Here is a 21,380-nt window from a genome sequence, read left to right as displayed (position 1 = left end):
GCTTCAAACTACGCATCCCGGCACTGGCGCCGGACGTGATGACGGGGATGAGGGTGGGCAAGAGCGAAAAGCTGGAAGCAGCCGCGCCGGCGCTGATCGACGCGCAGGTGCACATGGAGAGCTTCCGTCAGGTGCGCGAGGCGCGTCGCGCCGAGCTGGTCGAGGACTACGTGGAGCTGATCTCCGATCTGCTGGTCGACGGCGGTGAGGCGCGCCAGGTCGATATCGCCGCGCGCCTGGGCGTGGCCCAGCCGACCGTGGCCAAGATGCTCAAGCGGCTGGTGCGCGACGGCTGGGTGGTGCAGCGCCCGTATCGTGGTGTGTTCCTGACCCCGGCCGGCGAGGCGCTGGCCGCGTCCAGCCGGCAGCGCCATCAGATCGTCGAACGCTTCCTGCTTGCGCTGGGCATCGACGAGGCCACCGCGCGGCGCGATGCCGAAGGCATCGAGCACCATGTCAGCGAAGCCACCGTGGCCGCGTTCGCCGCCTTCCTGGATCGCCAGGGCGGCAGCGCCGCGTGAGCATGCCGGTGGAGACGTCGGTCGACGCGGCGCAGGCGCTTATCGACCGACAGTGGATGCAACGCGCCCTGCAGCTGGCCGAGCGTGCCGAACGCGACTTTGACGAGATCCCGGTCGGCGCGCTGCTGGTCGATGCGCAGGGCAACGTGCTGGGCGAAGGCTGGAACTTCAATATCGCCAGCCACGATCCCAGCGCGCATGCCGAGATCATGGCCATGCGCGAAGGCGGCCGCCGCCTGGCCAACCATCGGCTGATCGGTTGCACGCTGTACGTCACGCTGGAGCCGTGCGCGATGTGCGCAATGGCGATGATCCATGCGCGTATCGCCCGGGTGGTATTCGCTGCCAGCGACCCCAAGACCGGCGCCTGCGGCAGCGTGTTCGACCTGCCCGCCGACCCGCGCCACAACCACCGCGTGCAGGTCAGTGGTGGCGTCCTGGCCGCCGAGGCGGGGCTGCGGCTGACCAATTACTTCAGGGCCAAGCGTGGCAAGCCGCCCCTCGCGCCCTGAGCGGCGCGGCCGCGGTATGATGCGCGCCCTTCAGCATCTGGCCGGCGACGGCCCTCCACAGGACGGCGACATGGCAGACACCCTTGCAGGCAACGACCGACTGATCTGGATCGATCTGGAAATGACCGGCCTGGATACCGATCGCGATTCCATCATCGAGATCGCCACCATCGTGACCGATGCGCAGTTGAACGTGCTTGCCGAAGGGCCGGAACTGGCCATCGCCCATCCGCTGGCAACGCTGGAAGCCATGGACGAATGGAACCGCAACCAGCACCGCCGTTCGGGCCTGTGGCAGCGTGTGCTCGACAGCCAGGTCACCCATGCCCAGGCCGAAGCGCAGACGGTGGCCTTCCTGAGCGAGTGGATCCGCGCCGGCGCCTCGCCGATGTGCGGCAACTCGATCTGCCAGGATCGCCGCTTCCTGCACCGCCAGATGTCGCGCCTGGAGCGCTACTTCCATTACCGCAACCTGGACGTGTCCACCATCAAGGAGCTGGCACGGCGGTGGGCACCGACGGTGGCCAATGGGGTTGCCAAGAGCTCGGCCCACACCGCCCTGAGCGATGTGCGCGATTCGATCGACGAGCTGCGTCACTACCGCCAGTTCATGGGCGCGTTGGGTGGCGATTCCCAGGCAAAGGCGCAGGGCTGAGTGCTGGCTGCGGTGTTGCACGCGGTGGGCGTGGCGTGTTGACGGTGTCCAGTTGCGACCTGCGTGCGCCGAGCAGCGCGCGCGGTTCGCCGCTGACTGCGTAGCCAGACGCACACGGTGCCAGCGCATCCAGCAAAAAGGCCGCATCCTTCGATGCGGCCTTTTGCTTTTCCATCACGCCATCCAGCGCGTCAACGTGCCAGCGACGGTCCCTTGCTCAGGTCGCCATCGTCGGCGATGCCCTTCAGCAACAGGTCGGAGATGGGCTTGCCGTCGGCATCGTGGTGGTACACGTGCAGGTCGCGCTGCGGATACGGGATATTGAGCCCGTTCTCCAGCAGCTGGTTGCGGATCTGTTCCAGCGTGGTGCTCTTGGCTGCGCCGAAATTGCCGTTGGTCGCATAGGCGAACAACATCAGGTCCACCGTGCTTTCGCCCAGATTGGTGACCTGCACGAACGGTGCCGGCGACTCCAGCAGGTTCGGATTGTCCTTGGCAATCTGCAGCAACAGCTGCTGGGCTTTTTTCAGATCGTCGCCGTAGCCCACGCCCACCGTCACTTCCAGGCGCCGGTTGGGCAGGGTGCTGTAGTTGACGATCGGCGAGGTGGTGATCGTGCTGTTGGGCAGGGTAATCATGCGCTCGTCGAACGAACGGATCCGCGTCTGGAAGATCCGGATCTCGTCGACGATGCCCTCCTGGCCGGCAATCACCACGTGGTCGCCATCCCGCATCGGCCGCAGCACGATCAGCATCACGCCTGCAGCGATATTGGACAGCGAATCCTTCAACGCCAGACCAACCGCCAGGCCGGCTGCACCCAGCACTGCGATCAGCGAGGTCGGCGGCACACCGATCTTGCTCAACGCAGTGACGAAGACCAGCACCAGCAACAACGCATACAGCACATTGCGCAGGAAGTTGGTCAGCGTGATCTCCACGCGCGCGCGGGTCAGCGCACGGTGCAGCCACTGGCTGAGTTGCTTGGCCAGCCACATGCCGACCACCACGATCAGCAGGGCCAGTCCCCAGTTGAGCACGTACTGCGCCCACGGGATGTTTGCCCAGTTGAACGCCGGCTCCGCCGCCTTGGCCGCCACCGGCCTTGCGGCGACGGCTCCAGCCGCCGCCGCCACTGCACCCAGCATACCCATCAGCTCTCGCTCTTCAGCTTGGCCAGACGCAGCCAGGTATCGACCACGGTGTCAGGATTCAGCGACACCGACTCGATGCCTTCCTGCATCAGCCACTCGGCCAGCTCCGGGTGATCCGACGGCCCCTGGCCGCAGATGCCCACGTACTTGCCCTTGGCACGCGCCGACTTGATCGCCATCGACAGCAGCTTCTTGACCGCCGGATTGCGCTCGTCGAACAGATGCGCCACGATCGACGAATCGCGGTCCAGGCCCAGGGTCAGCTGGGTCAGGTCGTTGGAGCCGATCGAGAAACCGTCGAAGATCTCCAGGAATTCATCGGCCAGCAACGCGTTGGACGGCAGCTCGCACATCATGATGATCTTCAGGCCGTTCTCGCCCTGCTTGAGCCCGTTCTGCTCCAGCACCTCGATCACCTTGCGGCCTTCTTCCAGCGTACGCACGAACGGGATCATCACCCAGAGGTTGTCCAGGCCCATCTCGTTGCGCACCTTCAGCACCGCCTTGCACTCCAGCGAGAAGGCCTTGGTGAAGGACGGGTCGACGTAGCGGCTGGCGCCACGGAAGCCGATCATCGGGTTCTCTTCATGCGGCTCGTAGCGCGTGCCGCCGATCAGGTTGGCGTACTCGTTGGACTTGAAGTCCGACAGGCGCACGATCACCGTGTTCGGCGCCACCGAGGCGGTCAGCGTCGCGATGCCCTCGGCCAGGCGGTTGACGTAGAAGCTCACCGGGTCGCCGTAGCCGGCGGTCTTGGCGTCGATCTTCTTGCGGACGTCGGCGTCCTGCTTGTCGTACTCCAGCAGCGCGTTGGGATGGATGCCGATATGCGCGGCAATGATCATTTCCAGGCGTGCCAGGCCGATGCCGGCGTTGGGCAGCTGGCCGAAGTCGAACGCGCGCTCGGGGTTGGCCACGTTCATCATGATCTTGAGCGGGGCAGGCGGCATGTTGCCCAGGTCGGTGGTGGTGCGCTCGAACGGCAGCAGGCCGTCGTAGATGAAGCCGGTATCGCCTTCGGCGCAGCTGACCGTCACTTCCTGGCCGTCGCTGATCACGTCGGTGGCGTTGCCCGAACCGACCACGGCCGGCACGCCGAGTTCGCGCGCGATGATCGCTGCATGGCAGGTGCGGCCGCCGCGATTGGTGACGATGGCCGAGGCCCGCTTCATCACCGGCTCCCAATCCGGATCGGTCATGTCGGCGATCAACACGTCGCCGGCCTGCACGCGATTCATGTCGTCCAGCGAACGCACCACGCGGGCCACGCCGCTGCCGATCTTGGCGCCCACCGCACGGCCCTCGACCAGGACCTTGGCGTCCTTGGCTTCCAGCGAGAAACGCTCGATCTGGGTGGCATGGCTGCGCGACTTCACGGTCTCCGGGCGTGCCTGCACGATGAACAGCTTGCCGCTGACACCGTCCTTGGCCCACTCGATATCCATCGGGCGGCCGTAATGCTTTTCGATCACCAGCGCCTGCTTGGAGAGCTCCTGCACGTCTTCGTCGCTGATCGAGAAGGTGCTGCGCAATTCCACCGGCGTGTCTTCGGTACGCACGCGCTCGCCGGGCACGTCCGAATAGACCATGCGGATCGCCTTGCTGCCGAGCGAGCGGCGCAGGATTGCCGGCTTGCCCGCGGTCAGCGTGGGCTTGTAGACATAGAACTCGTCCGGGTTGACCGCGCCCTGCACGACCATCTCGCCCAGGCCGAAGCTGGAGGTGACGAACACCACATCGCGGAAGCCCGATTCGGTGTCCAGGGTGAACAACACGCCGGCCGCACCCACGCCCGAGCGCACCATCAACTGCACGCCGGCCGACAGGAACACGTCTTCGTGCTTGAAGCCATGATGCACGCGATAGGCGATCGCGCGATCGTTGTAGAGGCTGGCGAACACTTCCTTGACCTTGTGCACGACATCGTCGGCGCCGGTGACATTGAGGAAGGTTTCCTGCTGACCGGCGAACGAGGCATCGGGCAGATCTTCGGCGGTGGCCGACGAACGCACCGCCACGGCCACCTCGCCGCCACCGTTTTCCGCGCACAGCTGTGCGTAGGCGGTGCGGATGTCGCGGTCCAGTTCCGGTTGCAGCGGCGCATCGATCACCCAGCCGCGGATTTCCTTGCCGGCGATGGTGAGGGCGCCAACGTCTTCGACGTCCAGCGTTGCAAGCCTGTCGAAGATGCGCTTGGACAGATCGTTATGCGCGATGAAGTCCTTGAAAGCTTCGGCAGTGGTCGCATATCCACCGGGAACCGAAACGCCAAGCCCGGCCAGGTTGCCGATCATCTCGCCGAGCGAGGAATTCTTACCGCCTACGCGGGCCAGGTCGGCCAGGCGTAGCTCATGCAACCACAGGATATTCTCGTTCAAGCGCGATGCTCCGTATGGCCATCGCCCGAGCGGGCTGGATGGCCGCGTCCGTAGGAAGAAGCCGCTATGATGCAGTGCACAGCGGAATCTGCACAAGCATGAACCCGTAAGTTTTGGACACCAGTTCAAAGAGGTGGTCTTGATGTCAACAATTCGGCCGGTGTTCTACGTCTCCGATGGAACCGGTATCACCGCTGAAACGATTGGGCATAGCCTGCTCACGCAGTTCAGCGGATTCAACTTTGTCACCGACCGCATGTCGTTCATTGATGATGCAGAAAAAGCGCGCGATGCGGCGTTGCGCGTGCGCGCGGCAGGCGAGCGGTACCAGGTGCGCCCGGTGGTGGTCAACTCCTGCGTCGACCCCCAACTGAGCATGATCCTGGCCGAAAGCGGCGCCCTGATGCTGGACGTGTTCGCGCCCTTCATCGAACCGCTGGAGCGCGAGCTCAATGCGCCGCGGCATTCGCGGGTGGGGCGTGCGCACGGCATGGTGGATTTTGAGACCTATCACCGCCGCATCAACGCGATGAACTTTGCGCTGAGCCACGATGACGGCATCGCACTCAATTACGACGAGGCCGACGTGATCCTGGTGGCGGTGTCGCGCGCCGGCAAGACGCCGACCTGCATCTACCTGGCATTGCATTACGGCATCCGCGCCGCCAACTATCCGTTGACCGAGGAAGACCTGGAAAACGAGCGCCTGCCGCCGCGCCTGCGCAACTACCGCAGCAAGCTGTTCGGCCTGACCATCGACCCGGAGCGGTTGCAGCAGATCCGCCAGGAGCGGCGTGCCAATTCACGCTACAGCGCGGCGGAGACCTGCCGGCGCGAGGTGGCCACCGCCGAGCGCATGTTCCAGATGGAGCGCATTCCGACCTTGAGCACCACCAATACCTCGATCGAGGAGATTTCCAGCAAGGTGTTGTCCACGCTGGGGCTGCAACGCGAGATGTTTTGAGGCGGGGATGGGTGTGGCGGGATTGGGGATTGGGGCGCTGCGTGGCGCGTTCAGGATCCCGGTTTGCCGTGGGGTAATCAGGGTTTGTCGGCAAGCGTCAAGGAAACACAGCGGGCGGGGCAGTGCTCCGCCAAGGTAGGCCTGCCGGTGGCCGGTCGTCAATGCTGCCCGTGCGGCAGCGCAGCGTGTAGGATCGGTTCATGGCGCAAGCACTGAGTAAACTCGAACGCATCCCCAAGTTGAGCCGGTTCGGCTGGCTGATGGGCTTGTACGCAGAAAACTTCCAGCACCTGACCCGGTTGTTCGCACCGGCCGACCTCGCTCCGGGCTCCTACGTGTCCTCGATAGGCGATGGCCTGGACCTGCGTCTGGACGTGATCGAATGCCACCGCTACACGGTCGAGCTGCGGCTGACCTACGACCTGTGCGACCCGGTGACCGGCGAGCCGGACCCGTCGGCCTATGTGCGGCTGTACCGCGATGCCCGCCAGGCCGAGACCACCCATTGCTATGTCGGCCGTCGCTGGCAGGACGTGATGGGCCTGTTCCCGCCGCCGGCCGAGCTGATCAGCCACCGCATGCGCATGAACACCTTCCTGGGCAAGTGGCTGGATTATCTGGCCGAGCGCGGCCATGGCGTGGCCACCTTGCGCCTGGATGCCGAGTACGTGGCGCCACCGCGCCCCGGTGCGCAGGCCGCGGCCGGCTGAGTCTGCGCCACGCCGCTTGGGCGGCATCGGTCATACTGATGCGCTCGATGTCAGATCGCCCGCCATGCCCTATACGCCCATCGTCGCCACGCTCGGTTACCTGTTGTCGCCCGACGGCACCCAGGTCCTGATGATCCATCGCAATGCCCGCCCCGGCGATCAGCACCTGGGCAAGTACAACGGGCTCGGCGGCAAGGTGGAGCCGGATGAAGACGTGCTGGCCGGCATGCGCCGCGAAATTCGCGAAGAGGCCGGTGTGGAGTGCGGCGACATGCAACTGCGCGGCACCATCAGCTGGCCGGGCTTCGGCAAGCATGGCGAGGACTGGCTGGGCTTCGTGTTCCTGATCCACAGCTTCGAAGGCGAGCCTCAGGCCTCCAACCCGGAAGGCACGCTGGAGTGGGTGGCGATCGACCGCATGGACCAGGTGCCGATGTGGGAGGGCGACCGCAATTTCCTGCCGCTGGTCTTCGATGGCGACCCGCGCCCGTTTCATGGCGTGATGCCGTATCGCGACGGACGCATGCAGTCGTGGACGTACTCGCGCGTCTGAGTGGCGATCCAGTCAGGTGCAGTCGTCAAGGCGAGCGCGGCCGCAGCCGGATGGCCGCCGGTATCTTCCTGCACCTGCGCACTGTTTCTTCCCTAGACCGTGTAGTTCGGTCAGTGACGGCAATCCACGCAGGACAAGGTTGGCGAGCGCAAGCGCAAGCGGGCGTCGCACGCTGTGGCCACATGCCGGTCGCATTCGTCTCCACGCATTTCTCCACACCCGCTGTGGATGGATCCTGCGCAAGTCTGTGGACAACTGCGCGCGCGCCTTGCGGCGCAAGGCCGCCACGTCGGCTGGTGAAAATTTCGCCAGCCGTGCTTACTGCGCGGTCCAGCCGCCGTCGATGGCGATCGCCTGCCCGGTGATGTTGCGCGCGGCATGCGACATCAGGAACGCGACCGTGCCGGCGAGTTCGTCGTAGTCGATGAAGGCGCCCTTTGGCATCGGCTTGAGCATCACATCGCGGATCACCGCCTCTTCGGCGATGCCGCGCGTGCGCGCCTGGTCGGCGATCTGGCGCTCCACCAGCGGGGTGCGCACGTAGCTCGGGCACAGCGTGTTGACGGTGATGTCGCAGTCGGCGGTCTCCAGGGCGATGACCTTGGCCAGGCCGACCAGGCCGTGCTTGGCGGCGACATACGCACTCTTGTAAGGACTCGCGACCAGCGAGTGGATGCTGCCGATATTGACGATGCGCCCGTAGCCGGCCGCACGCATGCCGGGCAGGACCGCGCGGCCGAGCCGGGCGGCGCCGGTCAGCATCACATTCACCAGCAAGGCCCAACGCTGCATCGGGAAGTCCTCCAGCGCCGACACCTGCTGCAGCCCGGCGTTGTTGACCAATACCTGTGGCGCACGCGTCGCGCTTGCCAATGCCTGCGCGATGCTGTGCTCATCGGTGACGTCCAGCGCCAGCGCTTCGGCCGAACCGCCGGTCGCGCGCAGGCCCTGCACCGTGTGTTCGGCCGCCGCCAGGTTCATGTCGCTGACGATCAGGTGGTGGCCGCCTGCAGCCAGCTCGGTGGCGATACCGGCGCCGATACCGCTGCCTGCGCCGGTGATCAGGATGCTGCGCTTCATGCTGTCCTCGTCGTTGATCGTGCCCGGCCGGACCGGCCGCGTCGACCGCCAGACTAGCCCATGGCGCGAAACGGTCGCCTGCATGGCGTGCGCGCGTTACCCTTTGCGCCTTGCACTTCTCAGGTTCCGCATGAAACGCCATTTCTCGATGCTGCGCGATTTCCAACTGGCGGACTGGTTCACCCTGGCCAACGCCTTCTGCGGCACCGGCGCGGTGTTTGCGTCGATGCGCTTCCTGCAGGAAGGCCATCGCGGCGACCTGCTGCTGGGCATGGCGCTGATCCCGCTGGCGTTCGTGTTCGATGCGCTGGACGGGCACGTGGCGCGCTGGCGCAAGGCGTCCTCGACCCTGGGCCGCGAGCTGGATTCACTGGCCGACGTGATCTCGTTCGGGGTGGCGCCGGCGGCACTGGGCTATGCCTGCGGCATGCGCGGCGGCTGGGATTGGCTGGTGCTGAGCTATTTCGTCTGCTGCGGCGTGAGCCGGCTGGCGCGCTACAACGTCACCGCCGAAGAGATCGCCGGCGAGGCCGACAAGGTGCCGTACTTCGAAGGCACCCCGATTCCCACCAGCCTGCTGCTGGTGATCCTGCTGGCGGTGGCCGCCAGCAGTGGCCATATCGGCCAGACCTTGTGGTGGGGCCAGTGGCAGCTCGGGCCGTGGCAGTTCCACCCGTTGGTGCTGCTGTTTGCGGTGTCCGGCTCGCTGATGATCAGCAAGACGTTGCGGATCCCCAAACCCTGACCGGTACAGCCGGGCGCACGCGGTAGGATGGCTGGTGGACAGTCACGGGAAGGGATCATGGCAACCAGCGGTTCGGACAACGGCAACTTCGAAGACAAGGCGCGCCAGTACTGGAGCGCCTGGGGAGATGCCATGCGCCACGGCCAGTCCGGCGCCGCTGCGCAGCCCGGCGCCGTTCCCGGCATGGGGCCGGGCACCGAGCCACCGCAGGATTGGCGCAAGGCGATGGACTGGTGGTCGCAGCTGCTGCCCACCCAGGCCGCACCGCAGGCGCAGGAGGCGATCGACCGCTTTCGTCATCAGGCCGGCGACTGGTTCGGCACCATGCAGCAGGTGGCCGCGCAGTTTGCCGGGCGCGACACCTCGGCCACCGAGGTCTCCGAGGCCTGGCAGCGCGCCGTGCAGGGGCAGGGCGAGCAGCTGATGCAATGGACGCTGGGCTCGCTGCGTGGCGGCAGCCCGGGCGGCTTCGACCCGTGGCTGCAGGACGCCGCGCAGGCCCTGGCAAAGTGGCGGGAGGAAAACGCGCCGTGGCTGGACATGCCGGCGTTCGGCCTGAACCGCAATCACCAGGCGCGCCTGCAGACGCTGGCCCGTGCGCAGCAGGAATACCAGGCGCAATCGCAGGCCTATGGCGAACAACTCAAGTCGGCCATCGAGCAGGCATTCGGGCGGTTTGCCTCCAAGCTGGGCGAGCACGAAAGCAGCGGCAGTCAGCTGACCAGCGCGCGTGCCTTGTTCGACCTGTGGATCGAGGCTGCCGAAGAGTCGTATGCCGACGTCGCGCTGTCCGACCAGTTTCGCGAGGTGTACGGCGGCTTTGCCAATGCGCATATGCGCTTGCGCGCCGCGCTGCAGGAAGAAGTGGAGCAGCTGAGCGAACGTTTCGGGATGCCGACGCGTTCGGAGATGGACGCCGCGCACCGCCGCATCGCCGAGCTGGAACGTGCGGTGCGACGCCTGCTGCGCACCGCGGCCAGCCCGGCCGGCAAGCCCGCTGCAGCGGCGGCTGACCCGGTTGCGCCGGCCACGGCCAAGCGCACGCGGGCAGCCAGGGCGGACACTGCGCCCAAGCCGGCAGCGGCGACCAGCCCGGCCAAGAAACCACCAGCGAAAACCGCCCCAGCCAAGAACACGAAGGCGGCCAAAAGCGCCGCCAGGCCATCGGCTGGCACAGCTGCCGGTAAGTCGACCGCACGCAAGCCACGTGGAGCGCAGGCATGAAAGGCCCGTTGGGATTCAGCGCCGAAGACCTGATGCAGGAAACCCTGTCGATGCAGCGCAAGCTGCGCGAGGGGCTCAAGCTGTTGCCCGGCGTGGAAGACGTGGATTACGGCGTGACCGAGCGCGAGGAAATCTGGCGCGACGGCAAGGTGGTGCTGTACCGCTTTGTCGGCGAGCAGGCGCCGGTGGCCAGGACGCCGCTGCTGATCGTCTACGCGCTGGTCAACCGCCCCTACATGGTCGATCTGCAGGCCGACCGCTCGCTGGTCAAGGGCCTGCTGGGCCACGGTCAGGACGTCTACGTGCTGGACTGGGGCTACCCGGACCGCTCCGAGCGTTACCTCACCCTGGAGGACTATCTGCTGCGCTTTATCGACGGCGCGGTGGACCACCTGCGCGCGCAGTCGGGGCTGGAGGCGGTCGATGTGCTCGGCATCTGCCAGGGCGGCACGTTTGCGCTGTGCTACGCGGCGCTGCAGCGGCCGAAGGTGCGCAACCTGATCACCATGGTCACGCCGGTGGATTTCCACACCCCCGACAACATGCTCTCCAACTGGGCGCGCATGGTCGATGTGGATCTGTTCGTGGACACCATGGGCAACGTGCCGGCGGATCTGATGAACGCCAGTTACCTGATGCTCAAGCCGTTCCGGCTGAACCTGCAGAAATACGTCGGCTTGCTCGACATCCTCGACGACAAGCAGGCGCTGGAAGATTTCCTGCGCATGGAAAAGTGGATCTTCGATTCGCCCGATCTGGCCGGCGAGGCGTTCCGCGAGTTCGTCACCCAGTTCTATCAGCGCAATGGCCTGGTGACCGGGCAGGTGCGCATCGGCGGGGAGGCGGTCGACCTGCAGGCGGTGGACATGCCGGTGCTCAACATCTACGCCGAACACGATCATTTGGTGCCGCCCGACGCCTCGCGTGCATTGCGCGGCCTGGTCGGCAGCGACGATTACACCGAGCTGAGTTTCCGCGGCGGGCATATCGGCATCTACGTCTCCGGACGTGCGCAGCGCGAGGTGCCGGTGGCGATCCACCGCTGGTTGCAGGAGCGTGGCGGCAACGCGTGATGCGGCTTCGGGTTGCGCTGTGCCTGCAGCGAGCAGCCGCAGCCGTCACAAGGCGCAGCCGCTGCGCTTTTTAGACTGTGCGACACGTTCGAAGGAGCCTTCCATGGCCACGACCACCACATTGTCCCGTTCCCTCAACGACCGCATGATCGCCGGCGTGGTCGGCGGCATCGCCCGCCGCTTCGGCTGGAGCTCCACGCTGTTGCGGGTGCTGTTCGTGATCGTGTCGATCGCCTCGGCGGCGTTCCCCGGCATCTTGGTCTATCTGATCCTGTGGCTGCTGATCCCCAACCAGGCCGACTGACGCCCGCCCGGCGCCGGTGGTCGTCCGTGCAGGTGCTGGGCGCGTTGTGGACGCTGCCCAATACCTTGCTCGGCCTTGCCATCGGTGCCGCCGGCAGCTGTTTCGGCGCGCGTCCGCGCTGGTCCGGGCAGGAACTGGCCGTGGTGTTCCATGCCTGGCCATGGGGGCCGGGCGGGGCGATGACGCTGGGCAATGTGATCCTGCTCAAGGGCGCCTCGCTCGACCTGCAATGCAGCACCTATGCGCATGCCGCCGGGCATTGCCGGCACCCGCCGGTGCGCCTGGGCGATCATGAGCGGGCCCATGTCTATCAGTACATGCTGCTCGGCCCGCTGTTTCTGCCGGTGTATTTCCTGTGCGGCGGCATCCACGTACGCAATCCGCTGGAACGGGCAGCCGACGGATATGCGCTGCATGGCCACGGCTGGTGGCCATGGGCGGCTCAGCGCAAGCGCGAGAAACCGAACAGGTCCGACAACGGGTGAGGCCTGCCTTCCAATTGTGCGCGCAGTAACCCCGCACCGATGGCGCTATAGGTGATGCCGTTGCCGCCATAGGCCATGGCGAACGACACCCGCGGCCCATGTTCGGGATGCGTGCCGAAGAACGGCAATCCATCGGCGGTTTCGGCAAAGGTGCCGCCCCAGGCAAATACCGGGCGCAAGGTGATATCCGGCATCGTCTGGTGGATTTTCTTCAGCAGCGTTTTCAGCTTGCTCATGACACGCGCATCGCGACGCGCGGGAAGATCGACGCTGTCGTCTTCGCCGCCGGCCACCACGCGTCCATCCGGCGTGCTGCGCAGGTAGAGATAGGGACGCGCGGTTTCCCACATCATGGTGTGCTTGAGCGCGCCCATGTCGCTGTCGTGCAGGGGATCGGTCACGAATGCGTAGCTGCTGCGGTTGCGTGCCACCCGCTGCGACAGCCACTGCTGGTTTCCATAACCCGCGGCCAGGATGACGTGCCGGGCGCGCAGCGTGACCCCCTCCTGGGTGCGCAATTGAACATGCTGGTCATAGGGTGTGATGGCGGCAATCGTGGTGCGGTCGTAGATGCGCGCGCCGTATTGCTCGCCTTCTGCAAACAGGCGGTAGCACAGCCGGTACGGGTCGACGCCGGCGGCCAGGCGGCTGAGGATGGCGCCCTCCGAGCGCACGCCGTAGTTGTGCCACAAGGGTGCGCGCTCGATCCATTCCACCGGAAGCTTGTGGGTTCTTCGCGTATCCAGTTCGCTGCGCAGGTCGTTGAGATCCCGTGACCGGCTCGCATAGTAGAGACTGTCCTGACGGCTGAAGTCGCAGCCGCCCAGCGTATTGCAAAGGCCTTGCAGGTCGAGGATGGCTTGCGCGCATGCCCCGTATGCCAGCGCGGCGGCCGGCATGCCGTAGTGGTTGGCCAGCGCGATCATCGGCGTATCGATTTCGTACTGCAGCAAGGCAGTGCTGGTCGATGTACTGCCCCAGCCGATCTCGCGCTGCTCGACCACCACCACTTCGTGTCCGTGCTTGAGCAGTTCGTGTGCGATCAAGGCGGCGGTGACACCGCCACCGACGATGGCGACTTCGCACTGGGTGTCCTGTTCCAGACGCGGGTAGGCGCGCATCAGCCCGTTGCGGATCGACCAGAACGGGTAACCACTTTTGAGGTCCATGCGGTGTCGTACGTGCGGGCGGAGCGCAATTGGACGGGCAGACCGGGTGAAGCGGTCGTGCAGGCGCAGACCCGGGTGCGGCGGTCACCAAACGGCAAACAGCCAGCGTTAACCTGCGTGGAAAGCTCCTCACGGCACGGTCGTTATGCTCGCGCCACTAACGTAGTCACAGTTGTTAACGAGGGTGTGGGCATGTCGATCGTTCTGTATGTCGGTGGCAGCAAAGATGGCGACAAGGGTGTTGTGCCTTACGGGTTCAGCAAGTCGCGTGCAATGACCGACGCCGGGCCGGAGATCTATGTCGAGCGCATGGTGCCGCTGAAGGACGTCGGCAAGATCCGCGTGATGGCGCTGGAGTCGCTGCACGAGAGCATCCTGGTCGAGCGCGCTGCCACCCACTACGCAGGTCGCGCCAGCTAAGGGCCAGCCGACCGGACGACTGCGCTCACTGTCAGTGGGCGCCAAGTGCCACTGCTGCAGGTATCGCACCGGTACTTCAGCTCTCCTGCACCATCTGTAACCACCTGACGATCGCCCGCTAGAGCTTGTCAGCCGTCGAAAGACGCGTCGGCATAGGGTTATGGTGATCCTGTCAACGGGTTCCCGCGGCGGGCCAGCACTGCGAAAATGCTTTTTTCAGTGAAGCGGCTTTGGCCGCGCCGCCATGCACGATAGCCAGCTTGCCCAGCAGATCGCTCGCACCATCGCCGACGAGATCGGTGCCCAACCCGCCCAGGCGCGCGCCGCCATCGCCCTTCTCGACGAAGGCGCCAGCGTTCCGTTCATTGCCCGCTACCGCAAGGAAGTCACCGGTGGGCTGGACGATACGCAACTACGCAATCTGGAAACGCGCCTGACCTATCTGCGCGAGCTGGAAGAACGGCGCGCGGCGATCCTGGCCAGCATTGGCGAGCAGGGCAAGCTCAGCGACGAATTGCGCGGTGAGATCGTGGCGGCCGACACCAAGTCGCGGCTGGAAGACCTGTACCTGCCTTACAAGCCCAAGCGCCGCACCCGCGCGCAGATCGCGCGCGAAGCTGGCCTGGAACCGCTGGCCGATGGCCTGCTGGCCGACCCGAACCAGGCGCCGGAAGTCGCTGCTGCTGCGTTCATCGATGCAGACAAGGGCGTGGCCGATATCAAGGCGGCGCTGGAAGGCGCACGCGCCATCCTGATGGAGCGCTGGGGCGAGGACGCCGCCCTGGTGGGCGAGCTGCGCAGTTGGTTGAACGACAACGGCGTGATCCGCGCGCGCGTTGCCGAGGGCAAGGAAGAGGCCGGCGCCAAGTACCGCGATTACTTCGATCACGCCGAAGCGCTGTCCAGGATTCCCTCGCACCGCCTGTTGGCGCTGTTTCGCGCGCGCCGCGAGGAGTTCCTGTACCTGGACCTGGAGCCGGGCAACGATGCCGAGGCCGGCCATCAGTACGCCGAAGGGCGTGTGGCGCGCAACGCCGGCATCTCCAACCAGAACCGCCCGGCCGACCGCTGGCTGCTGGATGCCTGCCGGCTGACCTGGCGCGCCAAGCTGCACATGCATCTGCTGCTGGACCTGTTCAACCAGGCGCGCGAAAAGGCCGAGGCCGAGGCGATCGCCGTGTTCGGCGACAATCTCAAGGACCTGATGCTGGCCGCGCCGGCCGGCCCGCGCGTGGTGCTGGGGCTGGACCCCGGTATCCGCACCGGCTGCAAGATCGCCGTGGTCGATGCCACCGGCAAGCTGGTGGCCACCGAGACGATCTATCCGCATGAGCCCAAGCGGCAATGGGACCAGTCGCTGCAGACGATCAAGAAGCTGTGCCTGCAGCACAACGTGGAGCTGATCGCGATCGGCAACGGCACTGCCAGCCGCGAAACCGACAAGCTGGCCGGTGAGGCGATCGCGCTGTGCGGGGCGAGCGAGCTGCAGAAGATCGTGGTCAGCGAAGCGGGGGCGTCGGTGTATTCGGCGTCCGAATTCGCGGCCAAGGAGTTCCCCACCCTGGACGTGTCGCTGCGCGGCGCGGTGTCGATCGCGCGCCGCCTGCAGGACCCGCTGGCCGAGCTGGTCAAGATCGAGCCCAAGGCGATCGGGGTGGGCCAGTACCAGCACGACGTGGACCAGTATCGCTTGGCCAAGGCGCTGGAAGCGCGCGTGGAAGACTGCGTCAACGCGGTCGGCGTGTACGTCAACACCGCTTCGGCGGCGTTGCTGTCGCGGGTGTCCGGGCTGTCGAGCACGGTGGCGGAAAACATCGTGCGCCATCGCGACGACAACGGCCCGTTCAAGCGCCGCAAGGACCTGCTCAAGGTGCCGCGTCTGGGCGAGAAGACCTTCGAACAATGCGCCGGCTTCCTGCGCATCGCCGATGGCGACGAGCCGCTGGACGTCTCGGCGGTGCACCCGGAAGCCTATCCGGTGGTCGAGCGCATCGTCGGCAGCACCGGTAAGCCGATCAAGGCCCTGCTGGGCGACGGCAGCTTTCTGCGCGGACTCAAGCCGGAGCTGTTCACCGACGAACAGTTCGGTGTACCGACCGTGCGCGACATCCTCAAGGAGCTGGAAAAACCCGGCCGTGATCCGCGTCCCGAGTTCAAGGCCGCGCAGTTCGCCGAAGGCATCGAGGACATCAAGCACCTCAAGCCCGGCATGGTGCTCGAAGGCGTGGTCAGCAACGTGGCCGCATTCGGTGCGTTCGTCGATATCGGCGTGCACCAGGATGGCTTGGTGCACATCTCCGCGTTGTCGGACACCTTCGTCAAGGATCCGCGCGATGTGGTCAAGGCCGGCGACATCGTCAAGGTCAAGGTGCTGGAAGTGGACGTGGCGCGCAAACGCATCGCACTGACCTGCCGTCTGTCCGACACGCCTCCACCGGCCGATGGCGCAGCCCAATCGCGCGATCAGCGCGGCAGCGGCGGCCCGGGGCAGGGCAGGCGCGACGGTGGCGGTGGACGTGGCCCGGCACAGGGCAACAACAAGCCACGCATCACTGCACCGCCGGCCGACAACGCGCTGGCCGCCGCATTCGCACGCGCCAAGCGCAGCTGACCCGGCGTGCCCGGCGGCTGTGCTGGCATGGCTGGGCAGTGTAGATAGACCCGCTCGCAAGGCGGTGGGTCTGCTGCTGCGATTGGAGCGTGCGTGGGCAGGCTGATCTGCAACTGGCTGCTGGGTCCGTGGCCTCCGACCACCGCGGTGCGCCCATGCAGATACGATCAGTCGTAAGGCGACTGATCCGGGGCCTTGCTGCAGGGCCCTTGCCCGCCCACCCTCGCAGGACACGCCGCAATTACGTCCTTGTAGCGGCATCCATGCCGCGTGAGGTCCCGCGACGGCGGGCGGGCAAGGACCTGTCGGGATGGTCGGTGTGTTTTGTTGCAAACAGCGCTGGTTGACCACGCTGTTTTATTAGCCGTTTCCAGGCGACCTCACGCCTCGCTGCGTACCGCGCGCGTCGGCAAGATCAGGCGTTCGATCAGGTCGACCAGTCCGGGCGGCTCCACCGGCTTGCCCATATGCGCATCGAATCCGGCCACTACGGCACGGTCGCGGTCTTCTTCGCGCACATAGGCGGTGAGGGCGATCGCGGGGATATGCCGTGGCAGGTCGGTGCGACCGGAGCGCACCGTGCGGATCAGGTCGTAGCCGTCGCGCATCGGCATGGCGATATCGCTGACCAGCACGTCGAAGGGTGCCTCTGCCAGGCATTGTTCGGCTGCCTCCACCGAGCCGGCCGCCTGCACCTGCGCGCCGGCCAGCATCAGGAACTGCACCACCGCCTCGCGCGAATCCTGGTCGTCGTCGACCAGCAACAGGCGCACGCCATCCAGGCGCCCGAGGCAGTCGCTCGGCAACGGGCCGACCTGCAGCGACCCGGACGCCGCCGGCCGCAGATCGCTGACCCCGTGCTGGAACGGCAACACGATGGTGAAGGTCGCCCCCTTGCCTTCGCCCGCACTGGATGCCCCCAGGCTGCCGCCGTGCAGATCGACCAACTGACGCGAGATCGACAAGCCCAGCCCCAGCCCACCGACGCGGCGCGTGGTACCGGCATCGGCCTGCCGAAAACGGTCGAACACGTGCGGCAGGAAGTCGGCTGCAATCCCGATGCCGGTGTCCTGCACGCATAGCCGCAGCCGCTCGTCCTCGATGTCCAGCGCCACCCGCACCGTGCCACCGGGCGAGGTGAACTTGAGTGCGTTGCTGAGCAGATTTGTCAGCACCTGCTGCAGGCGCCCGGCATCGCCGAAGAACCACAGTTCGCCTGCATCGGGCGCATCCAGTTCCAACGCGATGTCGCGCGCCAGTGCGGACGGCTGCATCAGTTCCACCGTGCTGCGCATCAGTCCTGCGATATCGAAGTGCTCTGCCTGCAGGCGGATCTTGCCGGACAGGATCGCGCTCATGTCGAGCAGGTCGTCGATGATCTGCGTCTGTGCACGCGCACTGCGCTCGATGATGATCAGGCCTTTGCCCACATTGGTCGGATCGAACACCTCCGACTGCATCAACCGCGACCAGCCGAGGATGGCATTGAGCGGCGTGCGCAATTCGTGGCTGAGCGTGGCCAGAAACTCGTCCTTGACCCGGCTGGCATGCTCGGCCTGGCTGCGTGCGGCGGTCTCGGCTTGCAGCGATTGCTTGAGCTTGGCGTCCACGCGCGTGCGCTCGATGACGATGCCGGCCAGATGCGATGCAGAGCGCGCCATTGCCTGTTCGCGCAGCGAGGGCAGGTGGGCGCGATCGTAGTAGATGTTGAGCGTGCCCAGCACCTGACCGTTGCTGTCCAGGATGGGCGTCACGCAGCAGGCGACGATGCCCAGTGCCGACGACACCGCATGGTGGTCGCTGAAGCTGGGGTCGGCCTGGATGTCCTCGCAGATCACCTGCTGCCCGAGGTAGGCAGAGCGCGCGCAGGGCGGCCCGTTCAGCCCGATCGGCGAGGCTTCGAAATGCCCGCGGTACTCGATCGGAAAATGCGGCGCCGAGCCGAAGCTCAGCGTTTTTCGTACCTCGTCGAGCACCATCACCGCGCAATACAACGTCGTCTCGCCACGCGCTTCCACGCTCGATGCGATGGCATCCAGCACCACCGGCAGCGGTGCGCCGGTGGTGATCAGGCTCAGGATGGCGCGGTCGGAGGCGGTGGCATCTTCGATGTGCTTGCGTTCGGAGATATCGGTCAGCGAACCGATGTGGCCGAGAAAACGTCCATCGCTGGCGAAGTGCGGCGATGCGGTATCGATGCACCAGCGATACTGCCCGTCGTGACGACGCACCCGGTACTCGGCCAGGAACTCGCCACGTTGCGCTAATGCCTGCCCGAACGCATGGCGTACGCGCTCGGCATCGTCGGGATGCATCACATCCCACCAGCCCTGATTCATTGCCTGGTCTTCGGCCTGCCCGGTGAAGTGGTACCAGCGCGGATTCCAGTACACGCAGTCGCCCTGCGCATCGGCCATCCAGATCATTGCCGGCACCGTCTCGCACAAGGCGCGGAAGCGCACTTCGCTTTCGCGCAGCTGTTGCTCGAACGCACGACGGTCATGGATGTCGGTGTAGGTGCCGATCCACTCGCCGATGCTGCCGTCGTCGCCGCGCACGGGCAGGGCGCGCGCCAGGTGCCAGCGCCTCTGGCCATCGTGGCGTTGCAGTTCGCACTCCATTTCATAGGCGCGCTCGCCATCGACTGCCAGCGCCCAGGCCTGCGAAGACACCCGCAGGCCATCGGCGGTATGCGCCCGATGCCATGCAGCGGTCTGGTTGTCTGAAGGATCCAGTCCGGTGTATTCGTACCAGCGCCGATTGAAGTAATGCGGCTGACCCTCCCGGTCGGCGATGAAGATGATCTGCGGCAGCGTGTCGGCCAGTCGGCGCAGCCGCGCTTCGTTGGCGGCCAGTTGCTGCTGTGCCTTGGCGCGTTGCATGGACTCCCAGCAGCGTGCAGCGACCAGGCGGACCAGTTCGATCTCGGTGGACAACCATCGCCGCGGTGCGCGCTGATGCACGCCGATGGCCGCGACCAGGCGGCCGTGTTTGTGCAGCGGAATCGCCAGTGATGCGCGCAGGCCTGAGCGGCGGTACTGCTGGGACACATAGTCCGGTGCACCGGGCGCCATCGCATCGGTGGTGAACCAGGGGCGGTTTTCCAGCAAGGCGTCGCGCAAGCCCTGTGCCACTTCCAGCGGAAAATCGCCCTGCAGGCTCGGCATGTCCTGCACATGGTCGCTGATCACGTGCATGGTCCTGCCGTCGGCCGCCGCCAGGCCAAACGCGCAGCGATTGACCTGCAGATGTTCGCCCAGCAATCGCACACTGGTATCGATGATCTGGCGCGGATCGGAGACGTTCTGCAGCGCGTCTTCGAGCATCAGCAAGAAGCTGTCGCGACTGGCCACGTTGCGTTGCTCGGTGACATCGAATCCGTGCACCAGGATCGCGTCGATGCGGCCATCGCGCTCGCGCATGGGCTGATACAGGAAATCCACGAAGGTCTGATCCAGCACGCTGCCGGGCCTGCGCTGCAGATAGGCGGCCATCGATTCGCCGATGAAAGGACGGCCGCTGCGTCGCACCTCATCGAGCAGCTCGACATAGCCCTGGTCGGCGAGTTCCGGCATCGCCTCGAGCAATGGTTGGCCAAGCAACGGACGGTGGCCGACCAGGTCGTGGAAGCGTTGATTTGCGCTCTCGACGATATAACCGGGGCCACGCAGCACCGCCATGAAGGCCGGCGACTGATCGAGCGCGGTGGACACCGCTGCAGGCTCGGCCTCGCTACGGGTCTGTGTCGCAGCAGGGGCGAGTGTGCCGGCGACATACAACAGGCCCAGACGTTCGCCGGCCTGCAGGATCGGGCTGCACGACCACGCCGACAGCGGCAATGCCGCATGCGGATGCGGATGCGCACCGTGGTGGTCGGCTTCAGCGGTGTCTGCAAGTTCCGCCAATGGCTGGCCGAATGCTGCCGGGTGGCGCGCGCCCAGCAGCGCGATGCAGGCATCGTTGTAGATGCAGCGCGCCTGGTCGCCCCAGACCAGCAGCATCGGAACCTGCGCGTGCAGGCACACCGAGAGGGTCGTCCGCAGCGCCTGGCTGTCGCGCAGCAGCGGATCGGCAGCGCATGCGGACGACGACAATAATCCGGCGATCTCGCACGTTTCCGGCAGCAGACCGGCAAACGGCGACACGACGCTATCCATTGGGTGACCCGCCCATCATGCCTGGATGCACGATTCTAGTGGCAAGCGGGCTGTAGGCGAGGGGTTTGCGACAACCGGCACGGCAGCGCGAACGGCCTGCGTTAAGCGCAGCAGTGGCGCAACTGGTTACCGAAGAGTGCCAACTATCGACCGCGCCACGTGCTGGCGACACACCGGTAGGCGGTTGCGCTCAGCTGGCGGCACCGCTCAGCTGCCGTGCCCTGGACAGCGCGCTGATCAGTTCTTCGGACAAGTAAGGCTTGGTCAGGATCACGCCGCGTTCGAAGCCGCCGGGGATGGTGCCACTGGCAACACCGGTGGCCAGCACGAACGGAATCCCCAGTTCCGACAACAGTCGGGCGACCGGCTCGCTGGTCTCGCCGTTGCCAAGACGGTAATCGAGCACCGCGATTTCCGGCGCATCGGCCTTGATCAGCGTCAGCGCCTGTGCAACCTCTCCGACCGGACCCAGCACGACGGCACCGGCCTGGACGAGCTGCAGGTCGAGCAGCATGGCATTCATCTGGTCGTTCTCGACCACCAGCACCCGAACTCCACGCAACACCGACATTGCTTACTCCTTCACCTAAGTCGGCCAGTATATCGACACTGCTTCGCCGCGGCGCTGATGACTCCGCTTGCACCTGAATTCGTCAGGCGCGTTC

The 21,380-nt window shown here is 65.9% G+C and carries 19 protein-coding genes; 13 read left to right on the top strand and 6 right to left on the bottom strand.

The features are described 5' to 3' along the window. The first annotated feature begins 53 nt into the window (after window positions 1-53). The 3 genes from mntR (at window position 54) to orn (ending at window position 1,688) form a co-directional block, all read left to right on the top strand. Window positions 54-521 carry a manganese-binding transcriptional regulator MntR gene (mntR, locus tag H7A86_RS11395; protein WP_024939187.1) on the top strand — a complete coding sequence of 156 codons (468 nt, stop codon included), beginning with the start codon at window positions 54-56 and terminating at the stop codon, window positions 519-521. Between the two features lie 2 nt (window positions 522-523). After that, on the top strand, window positions 524-1,033 hold the full coding sequence (gene tadA, locus H7A86_RS11390) for a tRNA adenosine(34) deaminase TadA (protein WP_119131894.1): 510 nt from the start codon (window positions 524-526) through the stop codon (window positions 1,031-1,033). A gap of 70 nt (window positions 1,034-1,103) precedes the next feature. Continuing rightward, window positions 1,104-1,688, top strand: a complete 585-nt coding sequence (gene orn / locus H7A86_RS11385) for an oligoribonuclease (RefSeq protein WP_104582713.1) — start codon at window positions 1,104-1,106, stop codon at window positions 1,686-1,688. A gap of 191 nt (window positions 1,689-1,879) precedes the next feature. On the opposite strand, the gene H7A86_RS11380 is transcribed toward orn, so the two are convergent. Next, window positions 1,880-2,842, bottom strand: coding sequence for a mechanosensitive ion channel family protein (locus tag H7A86_RS11380; protein ID WP_119128714.1), 963 nt, complete (start codon window positions 2,840-2,842; stop codon window positions 1,880-1,882). Continuing rightward, window positions 2,842-5,220, bottom strand: a complete 2,379-nt coding sequence (gene ppsA, locus H7A86_RS11375; protein WP_119131895.1) for a phosphoenolpyruvate synthase — start codon at window positions 5,218-5,220, stop codon at window positions 2,842-2,844. The genes H7A86_RS11380 and ppsA overlap by 1 nt, the downstream gene beginning before the upstream one ends. Before the next feature lie 142 nt (window positions 5,221-5,362). On the opposite strand from ppsA, the gene ppsR reads away from it, so the two are divergent. The 3 genes from ppsR to H7A86_RS11360 all read left to right on the top strand — a co-directional run bounded on the left by ppsR (window position 5,363) and on the right by H7A86_RS11360 (window position 7,447). Next, the gene (ppsR, locus tag H7A86_RS11370; protein WP_024939184.1) at window positions 5,363-6,184 is read left to right on the top strand and encodes a posphoenolpyruvate synthetase regulatory kinase/phosphorylase PpsR; all 822 of its coding nucleotides are present in this window, start codon (window positions 5,363-5,365) and stop codon (window positions 6,182-6,184) included. A 200-nt stretch (window positions 6,185-6,384) separates the two neighbouring features. Beyond that, window positions 6,385-6,894, top strand: coding sequence for a DUF1249 domain-containing protein (locus H7A86_RS11365; RefSeq protein ID WP_104582542.1), 510 nt, complete (start codon window positions 6,385-6,387; stop codon window positions 6,892-6,894). 64 nt (window positions 6,895-6,958) lie between these two features. Next, complete coding sequence (locus tag H7A86_RS11360; protein ID WP_104582543.1) at window positions 6,959-7,447, top strand: NUDIX hydrolase; 489 nt, start codon at window positions 6,959-6,961, stop codon at window positions 7,445-7,447. Window positions 7,448-7,765: 318 nt separating this feature from the next. Here H7A86_RS11360 and H7A86_RS11355 read toward each other — a convergent pair whose 3' ends face one another. Beyond that, entirely contained in the window at window positions 7,766-8,527 is a 762-nt protein-coding gene (locus H7A86_RS11355) for a 3-hydroxybutyrate dehydrogenase (RefSeq protein WP_119131896.1), read from the bottom strand. Window positions 8,528-8,609: 82 nt separating this feature from the next. On the opposite strand from H7A86_RS11355, the gene H7A86_RS11350 reads away from it, so the two are divergent. From H7A86_RS11350 to H7A86_RS11330, 5 genes are all read left to right on the top strand, one after another. Further along, window positions 8,610-9,272: a CDP-alcohol phosphatidyltransferase family protein gene (locus H7A86_RS11350; RefSeq protein ID WP_180497015.1), complete on the top strand. Its 663-nt coding sequence runs from the start codon at window positions 8,610-8,612 to the stop codon at window positions 9,270-9,272. Between the two features lie 54 nt (window positions 9,273-9,326). Beyond that, window positions 9,327-10,496 (top strand): class III poly(R)-hydroxyalkanoic acid synthase subunit PhaE, encoded by a 1,170-nt coding sequence (phaE, locus tag H7A86_RS11345; protein ID WP_180708147.1) that lies wholly within the window; start codon window positions 9,327-9,329, stop codon window positions 10,494-10,496. After that, window positions 10,493-11,569, top strand: coding sequence for a class III poly(R)-hydroxyalkanoic acid synthase subunit PhaC (locus H7A86_RS11340; RefSeq protein WP_104552637.1), 1,077 nt, complete (start codon window positions 10,493-10,495; stop codon window positions 11,567-11,569). The genes phaE and H7A86_RS11340 overlap by 4 nt, the downstream gene beginning before the upstream one ends. Before the next feature lie 103 nt (window positions 11,570-11,672). Next, window positions 11,673-11,873 carry a PspC domain-containing protein gene (locus tag H7A86_RS11335; protein ID WP_024938703.1) on the top strand — a complete coding sequence of 67 codons (201 nt, stop codon included), beginning with the start codon at window positions 11,673-11,675 and terminating at the stop codon, window positions 11,871-11,873. Beyond that, window positions 11,843-12,358, top strand: coding sequence for a hypothetical protein (locus tag H7A86_RS11330; RefSeq protein ID WP_119131898.1), 516 nt, complete (start codon window positions 11,843-11,845; stop codon window positions 12,356-12,358). The genes H7A86_RS11335 and H7A86_RS11330 overlap by 31 nt, the downstream gene beginning before the upstream one ends. Here H7A86_RS11330 and H7A86_RS11325 read toward each other — a convergent pair. Then, complete coding sequence (locus H7A86_RS11325) at window positions 12,316-13,527, bottom strand: NAD(P)/FAD-dependent oxidoreductase (RefSeq protein ID WP_119131899.1); 1,212 nt, start codon at window positions 13,525-13,527, stop codon at window positions 12,316-12,318. The genes H7A86_RS11330 and H7A86_RS11325 overlap by 43 nt on opposite strands. Window positions 13,528-13,719: 192 nt before the next feature. Here H7A86_RS11325 and H7A86_RS11320 point away from each other — a divergent pair, with 192 nt between their 5' ends. Together H7A86_RS11320 and H7A86_RS11315 are read left to right on the top strand one after the other, a co-directional pair. Further along, window positions 13,720-13,947 carry a hypothetical protein gene (locus H7A86_RS11320; RefSeq protein ID WP_016904406.1) on the top strand — a complete coding sequence of 76 codons (228 nt, stop codon included), beginning with the start codon at window positions 13,720-13,722 and terminating at the stop codon, window positions 13,945-13,947. Window positions 13,948-14,191: 244 nt separating this feature from the next. Beyond that, a complete protein-coding gene (locus H7A86_RS11315; protein ID WP_119131900.1) occupies window positions 14,192-16,558 on the top strand; it encodes a Tex family protein in 2,367 nt (788 codons plus the stop codon). Between the two features lie 380 nt (window positions 16,559-16,938). On the opposite strand, the gene H7A86_RS11310 is transcribed toward H7A86_RS11315, so the two are convergent. After that, on the bottom strand, window positions 16,939-20,652 hold the full coding sequence (locus tag H7A86_RS11310) for a PAS domain S-box protein (protein WP_425509754.1): 3,714 nt from the start codon (window positions 20,650-20,652) through the stop codon (window positions 16,939-16,941). Between the two features lie 253 nt (window positions 20,653-20,905). Continuing rightward, window positions 20,906-21,286 carry a response regulator gene (locus tag H7A86_RS11305; RefSeq protein WP_104582548.1) on the bottom strand — a complete coding sequence of 127 codons (381 nt, stop codon included), beginning with the start codon at window positions 21,284-21,286 and terminating at the stop codon, window positions 20,906-20,908. Window positions 21,287-21,380: the final 94 nt, after the last annotated feature.

Source organism: Xanthomonas euroxanthea, from assembly GCF_903989455.1.
In the GTDB taxonomy this organism is placed as follows: Bacteria; Pseudomonadota; Gammaproteobacteria; order Xanthomonadales; family Xanthomonadaceae; genus Xanthomonas; species Xanthomonas euroxanthea.
The sequence above is the reverse complement of the archived record's forward strand: the minus strand, read 5'-3'. Positions and strand labels throughout refer to the sequence as shown.